Origin of the sequence: Mesorhizobium sp. STM 4661, from assembly GCF_000359125.1 — a bacterium.
GTDB lineage: Bacteria > Pseudomonadota > Alphaproteobacteria > Rhizobiales > Rhizobiaceae > Mesorhizobium.
This window is the reverse complement of the sequence record NZ_CAAF010000076.1, coordinates 1-16,444: the sequence shown is the minus strand read 5'-3', so window position 1 is coordinate 16,444 and position 16,444 is coordinate 1. Positions and strand designations below refer to the sequence as shown.

Annotated in this window: 20 protein-coding genes and 1 pseudogene; 5 read left to right on the top strand and 16 right to left on the bottom strand. The window is 56.8% G+C overall.

Features of this window, described 5'->3' with window-relative positions:
• Positions 1–135: 135 nt before the first annotated feature.
• Positions 136–435 (bottom strand): hypothetical protein, encoded by a 300-nt coding sequence (locus MESS4_RS25805; protein ID WP_006337558.1) that lies wholly within the window; start codon positions 433–435, stop codon positions 136–138.
• A 162-nt stretch (positions 436–597) separates the two neighbouring features.
• Here MESS4_RS25805 and MESS4_RS25800 point away from each other — a divergent pair, with 162 nt between their 5' ends.
• Positions 598–849 carry a hypothetical protein gene (locus tag MESS4_RS25800; protein ID WP_006337542.1) on the top strand — a complete coding sequence of 84 codons (252 nt, stop codon included), beginning with the start codon at positions 598–600 and terminating at the stop codon, positions 847–849.
• Positions 850–1,606: 757 nt separating this feature from the next.
• Here MESS4_RS25800 and MESS4_RS25795 read toward each other — a convergent pair.
• Both MESS4_RS25795 and MESS4_RS25790 read right to left on the bottom strand, forming a co-directional pair.
• A complete protein-coding gene (locus MESS4_RS25795) occupies positions 1,607–1,825 on the bottom strand; it encodes a hypothetical protein (protein WP_036242125.1) in 219 nt (72 codons plus the stop codon).
• A gap of 373 nt (positions 1,826–2,198) precedes the next feature.
• Entirely contained in the window at positions 2,199–2,504 is a 306-nt protein-coding gene (locus MESS4_RS25790; RefSeq protein ID WP_006337520.1) for a hypothetical protein, read from the bottom strand.
• Positions 2,505–3,266: 762 nt separating this feature from the next.
• On the opposite strand from MESS4_RS25790, the gene MESS4_RS32750 reads away from it, so the two are divergent.
• On the top strand, positions 3,267–4,796 hold the full coding sequence (locus tag MESS4_RS32750; protein ID WP_006337512.1) for a phospholipase D family protein: 1,530 nt from the start codon (positions 3,267–3,269) through the stop codon (positions 4,794–4,796).
• On the opposite strand, the gene MESS4_RS25775 is transcribed toward MESS4_RS32750, so the two are convergent.
• From MESS4_RS25775 to MESS4_RS32735, 4 genes and pseudogenes are all read right to left on the bottom strand, one after another.
• A complete protein-coding gene (locus MESS4_RS25775; RefSeq protein ID WP_051070928.1) occupies positions 4,703–5,773 on the bottom strand; it encodes a YihY/virulence factor BrkB family protein in 1,071 nt (356 codons plus the stop codon). The genes MESS4_RS32750 and MESS4_RS25775 overlap by 94 nt on opposite strands.
• Before the next feature lie 9 nt (positions 5,774–5,782).
• On the bottom strand, positions 5,783–6,310 hold the full coding sequence (locus MESS4_RS32745) for a DUF982 domain-containing protein (RefSeq protein WP_081609856.1): 528 nt from the start codon (positions 6,308–6,310) through the stop codon (positions 5,783–5,785).
• 446 nt (positions 6,311–6,756) lie between these two features.
• A pseudogene (locus MESS4_RS25765) lies at positions 6,757–7,095 on the bottom strand (GFA family protein); the annotation flags it as partial.
• A 154-nt stretch (positions 7,096–7,249) separates the two neighbouring features.
• Positions 7,250–7,489, bottom strand: a complete 240-nt coding sequence (locus MESS4_RS32735) for a hypothetical protein (RefSeq protein WP_006337498.1) — start codon at positions 7,487–7,489, stop codon at positions 7,250–7,252.
• A gap of 106 nt (positions 7,490–7,595) precedes the next feature.
• Between MESS4_RS32735 and MESS4_RS25760 the strand changes: the two genes are divergently transcribed.
• Both MESS4_RS25760 and MESS4_RS25755 read left to right on the top strand, forming a co-directional pair.
• Positions 7,596–7,823, top strand: coding sequence for a hypothetical protein (locus tag MESS4_RS25760; RefSeq protein ID WP_006337497.1), 228 nt, complete (start codon positions 7,596–7,598; stop codon positions 7,821–7,823).
• Entirely contained in the window at positions 7,820–8,128 is a 309-nt protein-coding gene (locus tag MESS4_RS25755) for a hypothetical protein (RefSeq protein WP_006337496.1), read from the top strand. The genes MESS4_RS25760 and MESS4_RS25755 overlap by 4 nt, the downstream gene beginning before the upstream one ends.
• Before the next feature lie 17 nt (positions 8,129–8,145).
• Here MESS4_RS25755 and MESS4_RS32730 read toward each other — a convergent pair whose 3' ends face one another.
• The 5 genes from MESS4_RS32730 to MESS4_RS25730 form a co-directional block, all read right to left on the bottom strand.
• Positions 8,146–8,454, bottom strand: coding sequence for a helix-turn-helix transcriptional regulator (locus MESS4_RS32730; RefSeq protein ID WP_006337495.1), 309 nt, complete (start codon positions 8,452–8,454; stop codon positions 8,146–8,148).
• 53 nt (positions 8,455–8,507) lie between these two features.
• Positions 8,508–8,828, bottom strand: a complete 321-nt coding sequence (locus tag MESS4_RS34805; RefSeq protein WP_244441221.1) for a hypothetical protein — start codon at positions 8,826–8,828, stop codon at positions 8,508–8,510.
• A gap of 151 nt (positions 8,829–8,979) precedes the next feature.
• Entirely contained in the window at positions 8,980–10,674 is a 1,695-nt protein-coding gene (locus MESS4_RS25740) for a family 1 glycosylhydrolase (protein WP_006337492.1), read from the bottom strand.
• The gene (gene glf / locus MESS4_RS25735) at positions 10,671–11,804 is read right to left on the bottom strand and encodes a UDP-galactopyranose mutase (protein ID WP_006337490.1); all 1,134 of its coding nucleotides are present in this window, start codon (positions 11,802–11,804) and stop codon (positions 10,671–10,673) included. The genes MESS4_RS25740 and glf overlap by 4 nt, the downstream gene beginning before the upstream one ends.
• 2 nt (positions 11,805–11,806) lie before the next feature.
• Positions 11,807–12,979, bottom strand: a complete 1,173-nt coding sequence (locus MESS4_RS25730; protein ID WP_036242118.1) for a glycosyltransferase family 1 protein — start codon at positions 12,977–12,979, stop codon at positions 11,807–11,809.
• A gap of 136 nt (positions 12,980–13,115) precedes the next feature.
• On the opposite strand from MESS4_RS25730, the gene MESS4_RS25725 reads away from it, so the two are divergent.
• Complete coding sequence (locus tag MESS4_RS25725) at positions 13,116–14,222, top strand: hypothetical protein (protein WP_198292803.1); 1,107 nt, start codon at positions 13,116–13,118, stop codon at positions 14,220–14,222.
• Between the two features lie 79 nt (positions 14,223–14,301).
• Here MESS4_RS25725 and MESS4_RS25720 read toward each other — a convergent pair whose 3' ends face one another.
• From MESS4_RS25720 to MESS4_RS31335, 4 genes are all read right to left on the bottom strand, one after another.
• The gene (locus MESS4_RS25720; protein WP_006337484.1) at positions 14,302–14,487 is read right to left on the bottom strand and encodes a hypothetical protein; all 186 of its coding nucleotides are present in this window, start codon (positions 14,485–14,487) and stop codon (positions 14,302–14,304) included.
• Between the two features lie 106 nt (positions 14,488–14,593).
• Positions 14,594–15,103, bottom strand: a complete 510-nt coding sequence (locus tag MESS4_RS25715; protein ID WP_006337482.1) for a ferritin-like domain-containing protein — start codon at positions 15,101–15,103, stop codon at positions 14,594–14,596.
• A gap of 92 nt (positions 15,104–15,195) precedes the next feature.
• Positions 15,196–15,642, bottom strand: coding sequence for a hypothetical protein (locus tag MESS4_RS25710; protein WP_006337480.1), 447 nt, complete (start codon positions 15,640–15,642; stop codon positions 15,196–15,198).
• 194 nt (positions 15,643–15,836) lie between these two features.
• Positions 15,837–16,292: a hypothetical protein gene (locus MESS4_RS31335; RefSeq protein WP_006337478.1), complete on the bottom strand. Its 456-nt coding sequence runs from the start codon at positions 16,290–16,292 to the stop codon at positions 15,837–15,839.
• Positions 16,293–16,444: the final 152 nt, after the last annotated feature.

Here is a 16,444-nt window from a genome sequence, read left to right as displayed (position 1 = left end):
TACAGCCGAGGCACCAGGCAGCGGAGCTAGACGCCCAAGCGACGTGCTACTCCGCGGCGCCCTTCGGTAGGAAGCCCTTGGCCTCGTTAGAAGTAACAGCCTCCGGGAGCCTGCGGACGAGTGTGAAAGCGAACCTCAAGGGGATCGATTGAAAGTCGGTTCCTGACAGCGATAGACGCGGCATTGACCGTCGCGCGTCGGGACCGAGGCGGCGGTCGGCGCGTCCGGCGAGTCGCATTCGTTGCCGACCTTACGGACATATCGATCGTAGGTGTTGGGGCCCGTGGTCAGGACTACCGAGCGATGGCTTTTGATCAGGGCCTGCGTCTGTTCGCAGGTCATCGCGCGCGTGTCCGGTCGCGCATCGGCGGCGCTCGTGACACAAACTGCCATCCCGGCGAGAAAGGCGATCGACAGACTTTTCTTAGCCAACATAACGGGACTCCCGTTCATGTCCTCAACATCGCGCGCAAGCTGCGCCCCCGCAAGGGCGCGAAAGCCCTAAGCGGTGCCGGCGCGTCTAGGTCCTGGGAACGGAGTCGCATCCATCGGCGTTACCGGCCAACCAAACGCTGCCAATGATAAGGAGGAACCAGCGTGATCGAGTTGACTGAGAAGGAAAAGCGCTTTCTAAAGCGCGTTGACACGATCACTCAGGTTCCCTGGTCGAACAAAATCACCGCCGCAGATGCCAAAGGCAGGCCCCTGCGTATCGCAAGGGCGACATTTGCCCGATTAAGAGACGACGGCATCATCATCCGATCAACTAGCGACTTCACCTCGAACACCTACGTCATTAATTCTGCGCCCGTGACGCCACAAGTCGAAGAAGTGCAGGAAGCGTCCTGATCGGGCGGGATTAGCAAATCCGCAAGGCCCTCCGGCTTCGCGGCATCGCCTGAACAGCTTCTAGGCGCTGCGTAGTCAATCTGGTTCTACACTGACTTCGAAAATACTTCCCTCGTTTTCATCGACCACCCTGTACCAGTGCCTCTGGAGTGCGCGCGGCGAAACGGCCTTTCCGGTAATCTTTTGTAGCGCCTCAAGAGCGGTCTCAGCGCTTGTCGTATGCGAGGCTGCAAGCGCGCTTCGCCGTCCATTTCGTCAATCTGGTAAAGTGTCATGGAGGCCTCCTGTTCTAGCCCAACTCCAAGGCCTCCGCGGGCCTCCCAGCCCGCCGCCTCAATCGCATTCCGGTATGAGGGACTAACTGGAAATGGGCCGGCACCACCTGGGTGGAAGTATGCCTGAAAGGCGCCGGCCAGGCGGAATTTCCGGCCCGCCACAGTGCCAAACTACCTGAGTCGTTACGTTACGTCATGCTCTGTCGCGGTGGCGAAGGGTTGTGCGTCGCTCGGAACACTCAACCGGGTTTTTTGTCAGCCGGGCCGATCGCTGTTCATGAAGTCGCTTTGACCGCTTCTCTGCCAATGGCAAGGTGATCGTGTTTCCGTGTTGGCGATGAAATGGTCGGCGCGATTCGTTCGATAGTCTTCGTTGTGATCTGACAATTTGATCTCCTTTTTGGGAGATCAACGCCTTGGTCGCAAAGCGGTTCCGGCCACACGCGCCGCCGAGGAGTGGTTGTGACTGCGGCCGGGTAGCGCTAGATGCCTTGACGCCAAGCCGCCGCGCGACATGAATCCAAAGCCTTCGTGATCTCATGCAAGTCATCAATGCCGGACTCGAACACGTTCATAATGCGGAGAGCCAAAGCTTCTCGGGCGTCCCTGTCGTTCTGGAGGCCGGCCTTCTGACAATAGTCGTCAAGGATTTTGGTGAGTTCACGAAGCTGTGCCGAATCGGCTGTGCCTCTGGAGGTCATAACGCATTCTCCCTGGTCGGGGCGAAAGCGTGATCTCAAGCTCGCGAGCTCATAGGCTTCATCGGGGCGCACAATTGGTCATCGCTTTTGCGGGAAGCACGAATACTAAAGAAACCTTGATGACGGGGTGAAGGGTGGCCGGCGCCACTTGGGGAGCGTTGGGGTAGATCCTTGGTAGGGCGCCGGCCGTGCGGATTGGGGATCCGCAATCGTGAAAAGTAGAGGGATGGGCGTAATACGAAATGGCGTGATCGCGGAAGCGCGTCTAGTCGCCCTTCCTTGCCTACTAGCGCGGCTGGCAGTCGCGATACAACACCGTTTTGCAAAAAAAACGGCCCCGTAAGGGACCGTTTTCACGCAGTGCAAATGTTGCCTATTTACTGCCGCCATTCTGCTTGACGCTGCTGCAGAACTCCGGATGGGCATTGGCTGCGTTAGCATCTTTCGCCTCGTCCTCGCAGGCTGTCATCATTGCAGCCTGATCGTCGGGTGACAGCGCCTTCCAGGCCTTCACGAAATCGTCGTTACCGACCATCGTCTTCATGCTGGAGTCTGTGTAGAAGGGCTGCATCTTGGCCGGATCGTCGAGCGCTGACGTGCCCGCATCCCCAGCGGCGAGGGCTGAGCCCGCAGCAATCGAAAGCGCCATGGCGCTGAAGCAGATCATCTTGATGTTCATAATGTAGTCCTCCTGTTGCCTTGAGACCGTTCAAGCAACGATCATTTTCGAAACGACAGGATGGGACGAAGGTTCCGGGTTTCTTACGCGGAACGGCCAAATCCGAGTAAAATATTTCTGAGTAAACCTTGAAACTTTTTTCGGTTTTTTCCGTTTGCGCCGGAGTGTTCATTTCGATCGAAAGTGCGGACGGCTGCCAACTCATGTCCGCGATCACGCAGCCGGCCGCGCATTTTTCTTCGCGCCCAAGCAGCCGACCATGTGCTGTGAACTACAAGGACCGTGCTTATTTTCCTCCCCCTACTTTGCTCCAGACCTTGTAGCCGCCTGTGCCCAAACCGTGGGGTTTTGCGGCGGGGATGCGTAAGGCATCTTCCGCTTTGATGCCGCCTCGAGAAGGCGCGACAAGCAGATCCCGGCCAGACGACCCGCCGATGAAACATGATGGCTGGGGGAGGCTCGCGACACCGGGCTGCCCTGAGGATTCTCAGCCGCCTGTCAGCTTCTGCTTGATCCTGCCAATGACCCATCTCGGAGGGTGAGACCCATGGTGTCTTGCCGCCCCGCTCATCCACCAAAACAATTCATAAACCGCGACGCTTCGGGCCTTCGCGGATCGCCTCTGATCATCTGCCAATCAAGGCCCGATTGGACCTGCATCAGGGGATTAGACATCTTCACATGCAACCAGAACCCAAGTGAAAGGTTCTTGCTGTGATTTGAGTCAACGCGGCATCGCACGCCGTCCGAGGTAGTCGATAAATGGATGTATCCGTTTCGCGGAGTGCGGATGACAACATAAAAGTGGGCAAGAGCGGCTTGCTGCTGGTGCCTGATAATTATGACGCGTTCGCCGTGCGCGTTCTGGCGGCTAGAGGCGCCGTTCGCACCCTCGACCTAATGTATTACCTTTGGCATGACGATCACACGGGTCGCATGCTTCTTCACGAGGTTTTCCAGGCCGCAGAGCGCGGCGTGCGAGTGCGGATGCTCCTGGACGACGTAAATTCCCGCAAAAATGATTCTTCATATCTGGCATTGGGCAATCATCCGAACATTGAACTCAAGTTGTTCAATCCTAGTGGCATTAGACAACGCAGCATCATGCGCGGTGTGGAAGTTCTGCTGCGCCTTTTTGCGCTGACCCGGCGGATGCACAACAAGGCCTGGATCGCAGACGACAACATCGCAGTCGTTGGGGGGCGGAATGTTGGCGATGCCTATTTCGATGCCGCACAAACAAATTTTCGCGACCTCGACGTGCTGCTCCTTGGACCTGCCGTCCAGCAAACCGCTCAAATTTTCGAGGCATTCTGGGCTTGTGAGGAAGCCAAACCGATCAGTGCACTTGGTTCAGACGCCAAGAACGAGCATATTAACTTCTTCGAGGGGATTGACCCTGAAGCTGCTTCGACTCTTCTGAGCGGCATTGGTGATCATGCTTCAATCACCGAGTTCATTGCAGCAAGCAACGACGTCCATTGGGTGGACCGTGTGCGGGTAATTTCCGATCCTCCAGAGAAGGTGCGCGGTTGGAGACGTCGCAGTTGGCTGATGAAGGAGTTACGCCCCATCATTCAGTCTGCGCAGCGCCGTCTCGAAATCGTATCTCCTTATTTCATCCCTGGTAGGAGGGGCTTCGCAATCTTGTCGGAACTCGTCAGCAATAGGGTTGATGTTTCAGTTTTGACCAACTCCCTGGCAGCCACAGATGTCGCAGCGGTTCATGGAGCCTATGCAAACTATCGCAAGCGACTGCTGAGGAATGGCGTAAAACTTTTCGAGCTCCAACCCTTCACGCGTCAACCGTCGATTTCGGTATTTGGGTCCAAGGGTGCCAGTCTGCACACGAAAGCCTTCACCGTTGACGACAAGATCGGATTCGTCGGTTCCTTCAATTTTGACCCGCGCTCGGTGTCTTTGAACTCGGAGATGGGTGTGCTCTTTGAGGATCAGGAATTGGTGGCTGAACTTCAACGCCGATTTCAAACTGAGATATCGGCTGAAACCAGTTACCGGCTTGAGCTGAAAGACAACGTTCTGCACTGGCATGGATGCGACGAGGGTGAACTCCAAGACTATACCAGAGAACCGGAAGCCGGAATTTTTCGTCGTGTCCTGGCGGCCTTGGTCGCCATCTTCCCATCGAGTCTCAGCTGTAACCAGCAAGTGCTGCTTTATGATGGTCCGCACCCGTATCACTCTGCGATCTTTCCCAAAGTGTCGGCGACGACCGCCCCACGTTCACCCATGGGGAGTGCGGGGCCTGTGGTTGAGTCACAGGCCGTCTGATGTTCCATCTCTGCGTTGATGGCGGCACCGGCGATGAAAATAATGACTGAAATCCATGTCCACATCATCAAGCCGACAACGGCGCCAAGGGAACCGTACGTGGCGTTGTAGTTGGCGAAATGCTGCAAATAGAACGAGAAGAGCCACGAAGCGGCAATCCACACTGCCGTCGCGGCCAAAGCCCCCCAGCTTAGCCATCGCCACTTGGCACGTTCCCGGCTGGGCCCAAAGCGATAGAGCAATGAAATGCCGGTGAGCATCGCGATCACCAGGGTTGGCCACCGAGCCAGCGTAACCAGCGTTTCCGTCCATGCATCAAGGTAGAAATAGCGCAAAAGTGCGGGAACAACGCCCACCGTCAGAAAGAGCACGATCGCAATAAGCAGGGCACCAACCGTGAACAATATCGACATCAGGTTCAGGGTCAGGAAGCTGCGTTTCTCGCTTTCCTCATAGGCGATGTTCATCGCGTCGAAGAGGGCCTTCATTCCGCTGTTTGCGCTCCAGAGAGCGATGGCGAGTCCGATGAAAAAGCCGGTCCCCAGTGCGCCTGGATTCTGTCTCGCCAAAGCCTGGAGTTGCCCTCGGATGAGATCGAGCCCGCCCGAGGGCAGCAACCCACCGAGATACGCGACATGGTCTGCGACCGTGATTGGATCCGCGACAAAACCATAGATCGAGATGAACGCGGCCAGAGCCGGGAACAGAGCCAGAAGCAGATAGAATGTTGCTCCTGCCGCCACCAGCAGAACGCGGTCCTTGTTGAATTCTTCCAAGAGCCGCCAGAAAATATCCTTCCAACCCAGACCTGGAATTTGTGATGGCCAAGCCGCATCGCGGCCACGGGCTCCTGGTTCCGACCTAAGGGCTGCCTCGTCGTCTTCTGTTGTTGTCGATGCTCGGGCGGCTGCTTCTCCATCGATTAACGAGGATTGAGTACTTTTAGGATTAAGGCCCGGTGTCGCTTTGAAAGCCATTTCGCTTTCCTAAATGCCACGCTCGACCAGGATGCCGGCGTGCCCTGCCAATGCGAAGGCTTCCCTGGCCTGGTCCGGCGTTGCCTTGCCATCCAGCGCAGCATGCACCACTTCACGCGCGGATTGATAATAGGGGCCGCGTTTAACGTGCGGCCAGTCGATCAGGACCTCGCAGGCGCCGTTGACCGATTTGACCTCGCGCACAGTGCTACCGCCTCGCGGCTGGACGCACACAATACTTTCGAAATAAAAACGGCTTGGCACGATGCCATCTTCGATAGACGACTCTACGAGAATGCCTGGCTCCTTGGCTGCCAAGCTGAAGGCATCGAAAACCTCTGCGTCCTCCCGATGGCCGGCAAGCGCATCCTCGGCCACTCCGCAGGCGTCGCGATGTGCCTGGGATTGGTCAGCGGGCCAATCGGCACTTTCGAGCAAAACGTAAGCCTCGTGCGCAGAAGCAATCCGCCGGGCCTTAGCTCCCTCTCGCAGACGTACTTTCACCGGAATATCGAAGACTTGACCCTCATCGCTCATCCCCAGTGCTTGAACCAATGTCCGAGGCGTGCCTATGAACGCTGGCAGGGCGAACCAGTTCCCACCGCCGTCGGGGTGGATCAACGAACAAAGTACGGCGGCCGCATACCTCCGGTGACAGTATCCACTATGTCGACGTCCACGGCGCGCAGCCGCTTTTGTTCCGGTGATGACGCCTCCGATGTTGTGGGGCAGCCTTGTCCATGCGGGTATAAGGTTCCTCGCCTTCGCCGAAGGCGGCCCAACGTCAACGGCCAAGCCGAGCAATCCACCGCCCGCCGCCGACACCGTCGACCCACAGAGTTCGAGGCGAGCAGTCACGCCCTCCGCTAAGTCACGTATCCGGTTGTTGAGGCGGGCCCAGGGACTTCAGGTTCGATTGGCGGCGCGTCGATCGCTAGGGACTCTCGATCGTGTTCGAACTGCTCAGCCCATTGCAGATCCATTAGCCAAGGTTCGCGCCGACCGATCCAGAGTTCATAGCCGGGGAAAATGTCGCTGGGAGCATCATCGAGAGCACCGATCATGATCTCCGCCTCGTCATCCCGCAAGGATGTCACGCGAGATCCGCAAATTTGGCAAAAACTTCGTCCTTGAAACGTCCCGAGTTTACCGGCTCCTTGGTAAGCAGATCGCGGCCAAACCCCGAAGAAGTTGAATGCGCTTCCGCTCGCGCGTCTGCAATCATGACAGTGGCATAGCCCAACGCGGAGCGGGGCGCCCTTAACCGAGAAGCGAACTGCACCACAAAGGCAGCCACCGTTGCGAATGTCATCTTCGCTCATATGAGAGCTCTCATTGGAGGGTCACTGTTCTCGTCGGGATTCGGGACGGGCTGCTCGTCGGGAAGAAGATCGGGATCAGGTTCACGCACGTCTGGCACCCAGGTTGGCGCGTCCACTGGCGGTTCTTCGGTCGGCTCTGGTTTGGGCGGCATGGCTACTCTCCGCGATTGTCGGTTGGACGCGGTGTCTTGCCGGCCATCGGTCGAGCCGCGTTTTGTCTGGCTGGGAAAGGCTCTGTGAGAGGGCTTTCGCGTTTGGGCGGAGCAGCCGCGGTATTGGGGGCAACGGTGGCTTGCCCGGCTTCGTTGACTCTTGGGCTTTTGCGCTCGATCTCGACGCCGGCAACCTCCGGCTCCTTACCGATTGCCTTGTTGAGATTTTTTACCTTGGCCATTCACTTCTCCTTTGCTGGCCAACGACCGGCAGTAAGGAATGTTCCATGTGACGCGGAACTCGCGGCTTGCCGGGCTGTTATCGATCATCCCACTGGAGATTCGAAAATGCCTGGCAATGAAAATCATCGCGAAACCGGAGCAACAAAATATCCCGCCAAAACGGGTGCCGATCCTTCGGATGCGTTCTCTCAGGACGCAGCTGGCAACAAGAAGCCCAAGAGCGGGGTCGGACTGACGCGCCCGGTCAACGAGGTGGACGACAAGACGCACCAGTCAGATGGTCAGAATCCTCCAGGACAGGCAAAGCCGAGCCGCGAAAAGAGCCGGCAATGAACGTCGCCAACCTTCAACTCGAAGGCCTGATGATGGCCTTCGCCTCGATCAATAACGTGCTGGTCCACAAAGGCCTGCTTTCGATCGACGACATCGATACTGCTTTGCGAAAGGTGGAGGCTTCAATTACGGGTGACGAGCGGACCTTTGAGGATATGTCGCCAGCCAATCGCGATGCTATCTGCTTCCCGATCCGGCTACTGCAGATCGCAAACAACGCACAAGGCGAATCGGACGTCCCGTCATTTTCGGAGCTGGCGAAGATGGTTGGGAGAACGAAAGAGCCTTACAACGATCAGATCTGACCGCAGCTAAAGCCAAACTACATTTCGCTGTTCTCGATAATACCGGCTTCGCCATCCCGAACGAGCGTGCGTGGAGCCGTTGGCGTCCTTAGGAGGACTCCAGGTCCTCCTTGGGCGGTCTCGCCATCGCCAAAAAAAGTGACACCTGCCGTTTCAAATGCCGTTTGTATCGCGACGAGTTTATCGGGAGTGGGAACACGCTTGCCGTTTTCAAAATCCCGAACTGTTCCTTCACTCACATTCGATTTGGCCCCAAGCCTTGCTTGGGGCCAATCTAGCAGACCCCGTGCTGCGCGGCATTGCTCCCGGGTCAGTCGGATCACCATGTCTCCTCAATGGGTCTTAGCGTTTAAGCCGTCTTGCGTTTGATCTGAGTAGTCTATTCTTCGGAGGGTCCTGAGCGCGGCGTCCTGATTTCATCGGCGAGCACCTGTAAAGCATCCAACGTTGCAGCCATGCCCGACATCAGCCTTGCGATATCGCCATCTTGTCCGGCTTGTGTCAGCTCGTTAGCCCTGCTCTTCAGGCCAGCGGAAAGTTCCCTAAGTTTCGGGGACAAGTCATGGGTCATATCAGTCTCCATTCGGGTCTGGGTCAACGTGACGAGCGGGCACGAGTTCCAGTGTGACGACTCTTCATTTGAATCGGCCACATGCATTTCGTCCACGTCGAACCGGGTATTCGACGACGCGGTCTGCATGTGCGGATCCTGCCGAGCTCGTCCCTGTCTGCTGTGCTGATCCAAAGCTCCTAAAAGGAGGGACCACGGCAGCTCGCATTTGGCACTCGATCGCCTTCGTCGCTAGCGCCGCTAGGCTGTGTCAGCGAGCCTGGCGAAGAAAGAGCCTCGGTTAGGCGACGTTGCTTGCTATTTTCCGATAATGTCCGTCGCTATTCACATCAGGTAGAGGCACCAGCTCATACTGATTGCCAGGGCCGTAGTGCAGCAACTCAAACGCGCCCCTCTGATCGTCTATAATCAGATCCAGAACTGCGTTCGCCACTTCGATAGGGGAGCGTGTGTGGTCACTTTGCAGCAGTAAATCCCCGCCATTGGGGTAGCGGCAAGAAATCTTGACGGGCGCAGCGGATGAGCCACTGCGTGCCGGGTGACCCTCTTCGACTCTTATTGCTGCCCATGCGCCATGTTTCGCAAGGAGTGGTTGAATGTTGTCTGGCCTTGCTGCGCAGACCGTCAGCCTTCTCAGGGAACAGCGTTCCTCGATGATGGAGATTAGTCGACCAAATCCTACCAACAAGAGTGGCCGCCCGCCGTTCTCGTAAACGCTTTCTTCTCGCCACCAACCGGGGCGATCCAATATGGGATGATCGGTAGACCCATGCTTGGCGAGATCTGCAATCGCATAGGCGACAGCAGTCGGCCGAGGTACTCCTGCGCGTATGTCGAACGCACCATTCTCATAGAACCCATCACGCTTCTGCAACATCGAGTTCCAATCGACCGCGCCAAAAAGCGACCAAGCCGTGACCGCACAGATGTCGACCCCACTGTCTCTTGCTGCTTGCGCTGCATTCCATCCATCGACGAGCCAACGCACCTGTTCGTCGCGAGTGGATCCGTTGTGCAATTCCGTTACCGAGATGGGCAGGTGATAGCGGTTCCAGAGTTCGTTGATCCTTTGCTCAAGGCCTGAATCATCTTGGCAGTTGGACCGAACAGCGGCGATATCGACATACCTGTCGATGCCGTTTCCACCTATTTGCTCGTTGGGATACCGATCTATCTTGTCATCGAGCATTCGGTCGCTGGTCAGGTAATAATCAATGCCGATGACGTCTGGTACGCAAGGTTCTTCGACCAGAGCCGACAAATGTCGACCATCCATCCCGGCATCCAACAGCCGTCGGTAGAAAGAATGCCTGCCATCGACGCGGCCGGCCAGGAGATCCAGGGCCAGCCACCGGCGTTCGTTCTCATGATCCGCTTGGTACGCGAGCCGCCGAGTTGCAAAAACACGCCCGACGTCCTCTGTCTGCACAAGGCGAGCCGACGGGACATGTTTGCGGATCGCCTTCATCGCCAGTGCTATCGCCCGGCATTGAGCGACCGTCAGCTGCAGGCACGTGGCCTCGTCAGTGCCATGCGGATACCACAACCCGTATAGCCCGCTAATGCGGGCAGTCGTGAGCGGCTCGTTGATGGGTGTGTACAGCTCTATCCATGGATAGCGTTGTGCAACTCGGCCCGCATATTGAGCGAGCATCTCAGGAAAGTCGGGATCGAGGATTTGGGTCCATGCTGGACCGCTGCCGTGGTGCATCAGCCCGGCTATCGGTCGCATTCCGAGCTCGCTGATGTGTAGCAGGCGCTTGTCCACCCAATTCCAGTCGTAGGAGCCCGCCGTGTGCTCAACCATTTCCCACAGCACTGGGTAGCGAAGCGTTCGGATGCCGAGGCCAGCGATCAGATCAAGGTCCTCAATCCGGTTTACATGCCCTGTTTCATCCAACTGGTTGCGCACCGCCTCGTGAGTGCGGACATGGCTGCATTCCACGCCGCCCCACATCTCGAGCGGACTGTTCACTCGGCAGCCTCAGCCCGGAGCGGCGCGTTGCTCACAGGCAAATTTTTCTGAATTCGAGCGAAAGTCGCCAACGCCTGACCTACCACCTGATCCATGTTGTAGTAGCGATATGTAGCCAGTCGGCCTACAAACCAAACGTCGGCAGCGGCTCCCGCCAGCGCTTCATATCTTTTGTAGAGGGCCTCGTTCTCAGCCCGCGGCACGGGATAGTACGGGTCGCCGATGTCGGTCGGATATTCGTACGTAAGGCTCGTCTGAGGACTCGTCTGCCCCGTAAGATGTTTGTACTCCGTGATACGGGTGTACTCTTCCGCTTGCGGAAAGTTGACGACAGCGACGGGCTGGAACCGGTCGCAATCAAGCGTCACATGCTCGAACCTCAATGATCGGTAAGGCAGGCGACCAAGACTCCAGTCAAAGTATTCGTCTACAGGCCCCGTATAAATCATGCGCCGAAACGGAATCCTGTCCCGAATCTCCCTGTAGTCGGTTTGCAGCATGATCTTGATTTTGGGGTTGTCGACCATGCGCTGGAACATGCGGGTATAGCCGCCGGCCGGCATGCTCTGAAAACTGTCGCCGAAATAGCGGTCATCGCGATCGGTGCGGGTCGGGACGCGAGCTGTCACCGACTTATTCAATTGAGACGGATCCACACCCCACTGCTTCCTGGTGTAGCCACGAAAGAATTTCTCGTAAAGCTCCCTACCGACTGTGCCTACGACTACATCTTCGGCCGTTCGCACTTCATCCACCGGCTCACGGCGGGACAAGAAAAACTGCTCGAGTTGTTCCGATGTCAAATCGAGATCGTACAGCTTGTTGATGGTGTCGAGATTGATCGGAATCGGTAGTAGCTTCCCATCCACCGACGACAGCACACGGTGCTCGTAAGGCCGCCACGCTGTAAACTGCGAGAGGTAGTCGACAATCGACTGAGCATTGGTGTGGAAGATGTGGGGCCCATATTGATGAACAAGAATTCCAGCCTCATTGTAGCAATCATAGGCGTTGCCGCCGATGTGGCTCCGCCTGTCGATTAGCAAAACGCTTTCGTTCCTCTGCGATGCGATGCGCTCCGCGAGCACACTGCCGGCGAAACCGGCACCGACGATCAACCAGTCGAACATGGTCAGGCGCTCCGCCGAAACGGCAATACGTTTTTGGTCGAGCGAGCTTGCTGGATGCGAGCCGCCATTCCAGCCCACGTTTTCTCCCATGACATGTCCAACAGATAGGCATCCACCTGCGTCAACACGTGGTCGCGAGGTCGAGCCAAAACCGACCGAAGTGTCAGCTCAACGTCATCGGCGTCCACGATGTCCACCAGACCTTCGGCGCCATAGGTCCGCACGACGTCCACGACCGCGGTTGAAGCAAGCGGCACGCCCGCAGCCAGAAATTCCGGTGTTTTGGTTGGGCTGATGTAGCGGGTGGCTGCATTCAGGGCGAAGGGCATCCATCCGACGTCCCAGTGCCTGAGGTACTGGGGCAGGTCAGCGTAATCCTTCCCACCCAGCCAATGCAGATTGTGTGCGGCAGGAAGACCAGCGGGATCTATCTTGACCACCGGTCCGATCATGACGAAGTGGACGTCAGGCATCGCCAAGGCGGTCTTTGCAACAAGGTCGACATCCAGTCGCTCATCAATCACGCCGAAATAGCCCACCCGGGGATGCGGTATTTGTTCCTGGTCGACCGGGTCCTTTCCTGGACCTCTGGCCTGATGAAAGTGCGTGAAGTCGATGCTGCTGGGAAACGGAAAGATCGCTCGATGCATGCTTCGTTTGGCTTCATAGAGGCTCTGGCCTCCAGTAAACACGACGTCAGCACGTTCCAACAGCTGCCTTTCCATCTCGACGAGTTCAGGCGGCGCGTCCTTGAAGGCCGAAAGCTCGTCCATGCAATCGTAGACGCACACCTCACAAAGGAGATGGTCAGTGAAACGCAGTGCCATAGGGGTGTAATACCAGGTGGTCAGCCGCTCCTGGGGGATAGCGGCGACTAACAGGTCGAGGAACCGGCGTTGGGCCGCGTCTGCGTGCAACTGACTTGTTCCAAGGGGAAGGATCGGCGTGACGACTCTGATAGTCGGCGAAACCTTGTTAGAACGCATAAATGCTTGAGGGACGTTCTCAAAAATGGGTTCCTCGAAATAGACTATATTCTTCGTCGTGGAAGCAAGAGTGAGGAGGTGTTGGGGTCGTTGATGTACGAAATTCCAACGTAGATGCGATAAACACAGAATGGTCGATGGATCGTCTGCGGATATTCTTAGGTTTGATTTTCCGACAGCGATTTCCATTTCAAGGCCCTTTCGACTGGAACGGTGGACGTTCGTACAACAAATGTTAATCACAGCGTTGAATTGTGATTTATTACCCAGGGCTCTAACTTTCCAAGAAGGAACTCGTTCCGCTACGAATCCGATTCACTGGTCGATGGCCTACGGACCGGAAGAGATGTCGATCGGCAGGGCCGAGCATCCCAACCGCGAGGGCGCAACAATTGTTAATCGTGCGTTAATCGACGCTATTACAAAGTTAACAATCGATGAAACGAGTCGGGCGCATCGCATAGGAATTGGACAGCGAATTGGTGCCGGACAGCGAGTGAGTGAACCGATGTCGATCGACTTTGAATCGAACGTTTTTCCACTTTTTCATCCAGCTGCTGTGGATGACGTGAAAGATCCTTGTCCCGTCTTCGACGGGAAGCTTTGGCACATGTTCGGCTCAAGCGGCACCGTTACCAGCGAAACCTGGAGAATTCTTCACGCCACCGCAGCTGATCTCTATGGCCCATGGACGGAACACGGGCCCATCGTCCTGCCGGTTAGCGGGTCGGGCGTAGCCGCTCCCGGCGTCATCCATGAAAGCGGCGTCTTTCATATGTTCATTCAAACCGAATTCATGAAGTCGGGCGGCCGTTGTGAGCATGCTGTTTCCAATGACGGATTTCATTGGGTCCTTGTCAGCTCGGCGATTCTCGCCCTGCCAGGCACCGATGAAGACGGGATCTATGACCCGCATCCGGCGATCATCGGCGGCAAGCGTTACATCGTCTATTCGGGCATGCCGAAATTTACAAAGGTGCCGCAGCCGGACGTCTATCTTGCACGCAGCCAGTCTGACTCCTGGTTTGGACCATGGAAGCGCGTAGGCAAGATTCTCGACCACACAGAATTGCCACACCACAATCCGCGCCAGCACCCTGACTATGAATGGGGTATCGAAGGGGCCCAGCTAGTCGAGTTGCCGGATGCGCGAATCCTGCTGAACGCAACGTGCTTCCTGCCTGACGGCCCTCGCGGCAGCAGACAGCGCGTCTTCTTCGCTATCGCCGATCGAGTTGAAGGGCCGTATCGCACTTTCGGTCCGGTGCTTGAACCCGGCGAACCTGGAGAAAATGGGCACTCGACCGTTATCATCGAAGGACGTAAACTGACCCTGTTCTATCAATGCAGGCGAGAAGGCACGAACCATCGTTGGCGCTATGGCATTGCCAAATGCGACCTGGATGGAGCGGTTCTTTCGCAGGTCGCGTGAGCTTTATCTGCCGTTGTCTTGCTTCTCATCTGATGTCTCTCGATCGCTGCCTAATTCGCCGGCGAACCTCCCGACCTCATCAATTATCTGCCTTCTTCCTTGCGGCCGTGGGATTTTGGCCTGTGGCAGCCGATGTCTTGGCGTCCTTAGAGTGGGCCGCTATCGCCGGACCCGCCCCGGTATCCTTGCGCATGTCGCCGGTCTTCTCTTTCTCTGCCGGCTTCTTGCCGCCAAGGCCGGAGAAATATTTGCCGAAAAAGCCCATCTCATTCTCCTTCGAGTTTTGATGCCGGTGCACGATAAGTGGCGGTGGGCGAGCCCGGGTGGTCCACCACCAGGGCTCGCGCCAGGATCAATGGAACCCGTCCTCGTCAGGCTGCTTCCGCCGCGACATTCACGGCCGACTCAGCAAGCTCGGTGAGCGCCTCGTCGGTTGCTTTTTCCTCGCCGAGTGTCAGGTCAAGGAGATTGACCGCTTCGGTCAGGCCGAGTTCGGAAGCCCAGGTGCGCAGAGTCCCGTAGCGAGAGATTTCGTAGTGCTCCACAGCCTGTGCTGCCGCGAGCAGGCCAGCGTCGAGGGCAGGGGTCCCCCTGTATTCCTCCATGATCTCGGCGCCCTCCTCGGTGATGCCCATGATGGCAGCACATGTCTTCGCGGCCGGCTTCTTGCCGATCACTTCGAACACCTCTTCGAGACGAGAAACGTGCTCCTGCGTTTCGCCTCGATGCTTTTCGAAAGCAGCTTTCAGATCGGCGCTCTGCGCCGCCTTTGCCATCTTCGGCAGAGTCGCGAGGATCTTCTTTTCTGCGAAGTAAATGTCCTTGAGAGTGTCATGAAAAAGTTCGTTGAGGCCTTTGGATGATGCCTTGTTCGTCGCCATCGCGTTCCCTTTTTGTTGTTGTCACCGCCTCGTCGACTTGAGGCGCCCCAATAACCGTCCGTTTGCCTACTCGTTCCCGGCGGAAGTAAATTTTATGTGTCGCGGAGCTGAAGCTCCTCGTAGGTGCAAGCCGCCACGATCTCGCCGCTTGCATCTCGAGCCCTTACGGCCCATCCCACCGGTGCCTCAGCCCTATCGAGTGCGTCCCTCCAAAGATCCACTGCAGATCGGTTGACCTCATCCTGAACCGCCTTCAGATTTGGCAAGGATATGCCCGCCATTATCCGGACAATTCCCTTGTCCTGGTACTCAAAAGTGTAGAGCTCAGAAGGTGCCCGGCTCACTGGGATGCCGACATCGGGCCGACCGAAAGCAACAATCTGAACCATCATCTGCTTCGCAGTTTCAACGAGTTCATTGTCTGCTTTGCCCTCGTAGCCTGGGGCGATGGTGACACTCACCGCTTCGCCGCCTTCGCCGAGAAATTCCACGACGTTGCCGGATATGTCCCGGCGTACCACTGTATTCATGAGTTCCATTTGACATCTCCTGTCCGTCCGACAGGCAATGCGTAGAAGGGGTGCTTGTTCCTATCGAAGTTGAAAGATCGCCGGCAGATTCAATCATATTCCAGAATGCTCGGCGGGAACCTGCAGGTGGACATTTGCACTAATAGTCTGCTCGTTTGAGCCGTCCGAAGGCCCGGGGGCGCCCCTTGTTGGTTACGCCGAGCCTATCCAGAGCGAGGCAGTGTTGCATCGGCGGCCAAGAGGCTTTTGATCATCCGTTCAGCTTCGGTTTGCGCTATGCCGATAAGAGCATCAATCTCGTGCATCTCGGCTGACAAGCCATCCTCGGCCAGGTCGCGCCTGATTGCCTTGACCTGATCTCTCGTCCGTCTGAGAGCCGCCAACTTCAGATTTTCTCCAGGGTGGGGGTGACCGTTGGCATTTTCAACCAGCCAGGCTGAGGCCAAGGCAAGCGAAGCACGGAAGATATATGCCCCGTCTTCATCACGCACCTTAATCCAGAAGAGCCGATTGGGACCGTTTGGGAGTTCCTCACGGGCAATATCAGGCAAGACGCTTACCGCGTAGTCACTGACGTCGGATAGGGAACCACAGATTTCTCCGTCCTCGTCGCCTGTAAATTCGTTGCCGTCATGGATATCGAAAAAGTAGCGCGCCATCTCGACTTCCTCCGATGACGAGCGGGAAAAATGCCGTGGTAGAATAAGACATAGCGTAGTGTTAGGTTCCTAACCTCAGGCCTCTTGCGCTGCCCCAAATCTTTTCGGTACACTAGCCGCCGAGTGGTTGTTCGACCGAGGATTCGGATCAA

What these genes read in the sequence shown, in the direction of transcription:
- MESS4_RS25805 (WP_006337558.1), bottom strand. Translation starts at nt 435, where the DNA reads ATGTTGGCTAAGAAAAGTCTGTCGATCGCCTTTCTCGCCGGGATGGCA.
- MESS4_RS25795 (WP_036242125.1), bottom strand. Translation starts at nt 1,825, where the DNA reads ATGACCTCCAGAGGCACAGCCGATTCGGCACAGCTTCGTGAACTCACC.
- MESS4_RS25790 (WP_006337520.1), bottom strand. Translation starts at nt 2,504, where the DNA reads ATGAACATCAAGATGATCTGCTTCAGCGCCATGGCGCTTTCGATTGCT.
- MESS4_RS32750 (WP_006337512.1), top strand. Translation starts at nt 3,267, where the DNA reads ATGGATGTATCCGTTTCGCGGAGTGCGGATGACAACATAAAAGTGGGC.
- MESS4_RS25775 (WP_051070928.1), bottom strand. Translation starts at nt 5,773, where the DNA reads ATGGCTTTCAAAGCGACACCGGGCCTTAATCCTAAAAGTACTCAATCC.
- MESS4_RS32745 (WP_081609856.1), bottom strand. Translation starts at nt 6,310, where the DNA reads ATGAGCGATGAGGGTCAAGTCTTCGATATTCCGGTGAAAGTACGTCTG.
- MESS4_RS32735 (WP_006337498.1), bottom strand. Translation starts at nt 7,489, where the DNA reads ATGGCCAAGGTAAAAAATCTCAACAAGGCAATCGGTAAGGAGCCGGAG.
- MESS4_RS25760 (WP_006337497.1), top strand. Translation starts at nt 7,596, where the DNA reads ATGCCTGGCAATGAAAATCATCGCGAAACCGGAGCAACAAAATATCCC.
- MESS4_RS25755 (WP_006337496.1), top strand. Translation starts at nt 7,820, where the DNA reads ATGAACGTCGCCAACCTTCAACTCGAAGGCCTGATGATGGCCTTCGCC.
- MESS4_RS32730 (WP_006337495.1), bottom strand. Translation starts at nt 8,454, where the DNA reads ATGGTGATCCGACTGACCCGGGAGCAATGCCGCGCAGCACGGGGTCTG.
- MESS4_RS34805 (WP_244441221.1), bottom strand. Translation starts at nt 8,828, where the DNA reads ATGCAGACCGCGTCGTCGAATACCCGGTTCGACGTGGACGAAATGCAT.
- glf (WP_006337490.1), bottom strand. Translation starts at nt 11,804, where the DNA reads ATGTTCGACTGGTTGATCGTCGGTGCCGGTTTCGCCGGCAGTGTGCTC.
- MESS4_RS25730 (WP_036242118.1), bottom strand. Translation starts at nt 12,979, where the DNA reads ATGGAAATCGCTGTCGGAAAATCAAACCTAAGAATATCCGCAGACGAT.
- MESS4_RS25725 (WP_198292803.1), top strand. Translation starts at nt 13,116, where the DNA reads ATGGCCTACGGACCGGAAGAGATGTCGATCGGCAGGGCCGAGCATCCC.
- MESS4_RS25720 (WP_006337484.1), bottom strand. Translation starts at nt 14,487, where the DNA reads ATGGGCTTTTTCGGCAAATATTTCTCCGGCCTTGGCGGCAAGAAGCCG.
- MESS4_RS25715 (WP_006337482.1), bottom strand. Translation starts at nt 15,103, where the DNA reads ATGGCGACGAACAAGGCATCATCCAAAGGCCTCAACGAACTTTTTCAT.
- MESS4_RS25710 (WP_006337480.1), bottom strand. Translation starts at nt 15,642, where the DNA reads ATGGAACTCATGAATACAGTGGTACGCCGGGACATATCCGGCAACGTC.
- MESS4_RS31335 (WP_006337478.1), bottom strand. Translation starts at nt 16,292, where the DNA reads ATGGCGCGCTACTTTTTCGATATCCATGACGGCAACGAATTTACAGGC.